At 66.6% G+C, this 4,161-nt stretch carries 4 protein-coding genes; 2 read left to right on the forward strand and 2 right to left on the reverse strand.

Features of this window, described 5'->3' with window-relative positions:
- A partial coding sequence (locus DD1DGNOD_RS05535) for a sensor histidine kinase (RefSeq protein WP_131769594.1) occupies positions 1-1,221 on the forward strand: 1,221 nt, incomplete at its 5' end.
- 270 nt (positions 1,222-1,491) lie between these two features.
- Here DD1DGNOD_RS05535 and DD1DGNOD_RS05540 read toward each other — a convergent pair.
- Entirely contained in the window at positions 1,492-1,740 is a 249-nt protein-coding gene (locus tag DD1DGNOD_RS05540; protein ID WP_013872459.1) for a WhiB family transcriptional regulator, read from the reverse strand.
- Between the two features lie 556 nt (positions 1,741-2,296).
- On the opposite strand from DD1DGNOD_RS05540, the gene DD1DGNOD_RS05545 reads away from it, so the two are divergent.
- Positions 2,297-3,034 (forward strand): glycerophosphodiester phosphodiesterase, encoded by a 738-nt coding sequence (locus DD1DGNOD_RS05545; RefSeq protein WP_131769595.1) that lies wholly within the window; start codon positions 2,297-2,299, stop codon positions 3,032-3,034.
- Between the two features lie 13 nt (positions 3,035-3,047).
- Here DD1DGNOD_RS05545 and DD1DGNOD_RS05550 read toward each other — a convergent pair.
- The coding region (locus DD1DGNOD_RS05550) for a diacylglycerol/lipid kinase family protein (protein ID WP_346434272.1) at positions 3,048-4,161 on the reverse strand (1,114 nt) is incomplete at its 5' end.

Genomic DNA, 4,161 nt, shown 5'->3' on the forward strand with positions numbered 1-4,161 from the left:
GTGATTAACAGGTGGGTGGTGCAGAACTCGTGGCGTGAGCACCGGATCGCCCGGGAGGGCGAGCCGGAATGGGACGGCGGGGTGCCGGTCCGGACCGAGGCGATCCCGGTGCTGCACTCCGACCGCGTGATCGCCATACTGGCGCGGGACACCAACCTTGCCACCACCCGGACACCGAGCGCGCTGGAGTCGGCGTACCTGCAGTGCGCGAACAACCTGGCACTGATGATCGCCGAGGGAGCGTTCCCGTTCCGGGGGAGCAACGCCGAGCTGCCCGAGGCGCCGCGCGTCGGTGACGGGATGCTCCGCCTGGACGGCTCGGGAAAGGTCATTTTCGCCAGTCCGAACGCGCTGTCGGCATACCGCCGCCTTGGTTATACCGGCAATGTCACCGGTGAAGACCTGCGGTCGGTGCACCGGACGCTGAACCTGCCCGCGACCACACCGGCCGTGTGGCACGCGATCGGGCGTCGCCGGCCGGTCGAGGTGGAGCTCGCGGTCGGGAGCACGGTGGTGCTGTTGCGCGCGATCCCGCTGTTTCCCGGTGCCACTCGTGAGGTGCTGGTCCTCGTCCGTGATGTTTCCGATCTCCGGCGTCGTGAGGCGCAGTTGCTGAGCAAGGACGCGACCATCCGAGAGATCCATCATCGGGTGAAGAACAACCTGCAGACGGTCGCGGCTCTGCTGCGCCTGCAGATGCGTCGTACCAAGGTGGACGAGGCGCGCCTGGCGTTGCGGGAGTCGGTGCGAAGGGTGACCTCGATCGCCGTCGTGCACGAAACTCTTTCGCAGAGTCTCGGCGAGTCGGTGCCCTTCGACGAGATCGCCGATCAGATCACGTCGGTAACAGTGGATCTCGCTTCGACCGGGACCCGGGCGAGTACGACCCGCAAAGGATCATTCGGCCAGCTGCCCGGTGAACTCGCCACGCCCCTGGCACTTGTGCTCTCCGAACTTTTGCAGAATGCTGTCGAACATGCGTTCGATGGTTCGGCAGGTTCGATCGAACTCCGTGTCCGACGGTATGCCGACCGGCTGGACGTGGTGGTCGCCGACAACGGTGCCGGGCTGCCCGAGGACTTCCAGCTGGAGCACTCACCCCGGCTCGGTCTGCAGATCGTGCGCCAGCTCGTCCTCGGTGAGATGCAGGGAGCGATCCGGCTCCAGGCGGGGGCAGAGCGTGGAACAGAGGCCCTGCTGTCCATCCCGTTGCGCGGCTGAGAATTTTTTTCAAGATCGGTGTTATGTGGACCGTCGAGGTGGGTACAGCACCATCGTGCCTGGCGCCGTCCCACCCCGTCCCGGCCTGTCGTTTCCTACCGTCTCAACACCGGTACAGCGGGTGCTGATGGCTCCGCTGACAAACGAAGCGGACACGGACGGAAGCAGCCCTAAGGCACACGACAGCACCCCGATGACCAATACATCACGGCGAGGTCACCTGGGAAGTCGTCGTGTGGCTCGAACTGGTTTGGTGCTGGGGGGTACTGCTCAGGCGGTGCGAACTCGGGTGCGCGCAGGGCGTTTGAGTGCTCGGCGTTCATCCTCGCTCAAACCGCCCCAGACCCCGGAGTCCTGCCCGGTGTCAAGAGCCCAGCTCAAGCAATCACTTGTTACAGCGCACCGTCTGCAGACGGCCTTTGCTTCTTCGACCTGGCGTTCAGCCGGACCGGTAGTACCGATCGGGAAGAAGAGCTCGGGATCCTCGTCACGACAGAGCGCTCTGTGGCGCCAGTCCATGCGTACAACTCCCTCTCTCGTCTCGGGCCACACTGCACGTGAGACGCTTTGCGAGTCGCCACGGTTGTGTCGCACTTTCCGGCGGCCAAACGGCTACCGGGTCCGTGCGGCTTCTCGATCTTTCGACCAGATGCACCGTCGCGTGTGAGTCCGAGGTGTATGCGGTCCATCCACCTCGGACATTCGCCACCCTCCCACCGCAACTGCCATGGGCGCAAGAACCTGTAAGTGGCTTCCCACCCCTTACTGACCCCTGCCTGCCCGCCTTCGTCCGTTAGAGACACAGGTGGACCACTCTTTGCGGCTGGTCGAACGACGGCGACACACAGACCGTCCTAGTACTGCCAACTCAGTGAACACGCATGCCCGGCAGAGCCGGGCAACATGCCGAATTGGCATTGGATGTTGTCATCCATCGGTTTCTGGCTTACCGACCCGGGGATCTGGACCTCCGGCAGTGTGAAAGGAACATGATCGCGCTGCCTTTGGCCCTGTAGCGGATCCTGCGCCGAGGCCCTGGCGTTACCGGGTATGGCCGTGATGGCATCGTTGGCTCATGCAGGTTCTTGGTCACCGCGGTAGCCGGATCCCCGGCCCGGAGAACACAGTCGAGGCGGTGGACGCCGCGTTGCGCGCCGGCGCTGATGGTATAGAAGTGGACGTGCGGCGCAGCGCCGACGGGGATCTGGTCTGTGTGCATGATCCCCGGCTGCCGGGGCGGCTGACCGGCCGGGCCGTGGTACGCCGGACGACCCGCGAACTCACCCACCTGGGTGTGCCCACCCTGGCCGAGATTCTCGATGTCTGGGACGGTCGTGGCCGCATCATTCTCGAGGTCAAGAATCAGCCGGGTCAGCCCGACTTCGACGCCCCCCGGGAAAGGACCGCCCGGACCCTGATCGAATTCCTGCAGGCCCGCGGGCTCGCCCGGGCCTCCGGTGCTGTCGCACCCGCGGCCGTGACCGTGTCCTCGTTCGACTGGTTCGCGATCGAGGCGGTGCGCGACGCCGGGATCGGCGTGTCCACCGCGTTCCTCGCCATGCCGCGGATGTCGGTGAGCGGAGGCATCGCCTATGTGCGCTCGGCAGGGCATCACGAGCTGCACGCCCACATCTCCTCGGTGCTGGGCTCCTCGGAGGTGCCCGAGCGGGTCCGGGCAGCCGGTGTGAGCCTGGTGACCTGGACCGTCACGTCGGTGCGGGACGCCGATGAGTTGCGGCAGGCCGGTGTGGACGCGGTGATCTGTGACGACCCGGCCGAGGTCGTCCGCGGACTCGGCCGTGGAGCGGCCTGAGCACACGTTCGGGTCAGACGATGACGCGCAGGGCCCTGGGTTCGGATCGCAGTGTCACCTGAGTCTGCGGGCCGATGTACTCGCCGTCCATCTGGAACGGGAGCTCCTGCGTGGCCGTCAGCGTGATCGTGCGCTGGTCGTGCAGGGTACTGACATTCCTACCGTGTGGACCCCGGGCGCTGTGCAGCATGTGCAGGCCTATCCGGGTTGTCGTCATGGCCGTCAGCCGGCGCAGGCCGACAAGGTCCAGACCGGTGTCGAACGAGGCTGCCGGGCATGCGCGCACCAACCGGGAGTTGAGGTACGTCCAGGGTGTCGTGTTGCACACCACGGCGACCAGTACGGTGTCCGGCTCCGCGGTGCCCGGACCGCTTCCGTCGACGGTTGCCTCTGCCGCCTGGCTTGGTTCGTCGGTGGTGATGGTGATGGGTGGATGGCGGCGCCCGGCATTGCGGACGAACTGGCTGGCCGCCGAGCGCAGGTACAACCCCGGGGTGTTGCGGCGCCCGTGGACCCGTTTGCGCTCCACCCGCTCGACGACAGCCGCGTCGAGGCCGAGACCGGCACAGAACGTGAACCACCGGGACTGGCTGCTGCCTGACCGGTTGGTGAAGGTAGCGTGCCCGAGCCCGATCCGGCGGCTTCGGCCCTCTCGCAGAGCCTCCAGAAGTTCTCCCGTGGCCTCTACCGGGGACGCGGAGCAGCCGAGCGCACGGGCGAAGACGTTGGTGCTCCCGCCGGGTACCACTGCCAGTGCCGGCGTGCCCGGATCCGGTCCCGCCCGCAGGAGACCGTTGGCGATCTCGTTGACCGTTCCATCGCCGCCGAGGGCGACAACAAGGTCGAGGCCGTTGTCAGCGGCGCGTTCGGCGAGCTCGGCAGCGTGGCCCCGACCCTTGGTGACGACGGTCTCGAGGCTCAGGCCGGCGGCCAAGGCGCTGACCAGGACGTCCCGGATGCGCTGGGTCGTAGCCGTGGCGATGGGATTAACGACCAACAACGCGCGCATGATGTCTACGTTAGCTGTTCGGACCTTTTCAGGTCCCACGAGGTAATCCTTGCCACGCACGCACATCTGCGCGCCGCGGTGGTCCGCCGGGATGGTCCGCCGCGGCCGCTGGGCCCGG

Source organism: Candidatus Protofrankia californiensis (assembly GCF_900634765.1).
GTDB classification, from domain to species: Bacteria; Actinomycetota; Actinomycetes; order Frankiales; family Frankiaceae; genus Protofrankia; species Protofrankia californiensis.

Coding starts and splice junctions, on each gene's coding strand:
- DD1DGNOD_RS05540 (WP_013872459.1), bottom strand. CDS start 1,740: ATGGACTGGCGCCACAGAGCGCTCTGTCGTGACGAGGATCCCGAGCTC.
- DD1DGNOD_RS05545 (WP_131769595.1), top strand. CDS start 2,297: ATGCAGGTTCTTGGTCACCGCGGTAGCCGGATCCCCGGCCCGGAGAAC.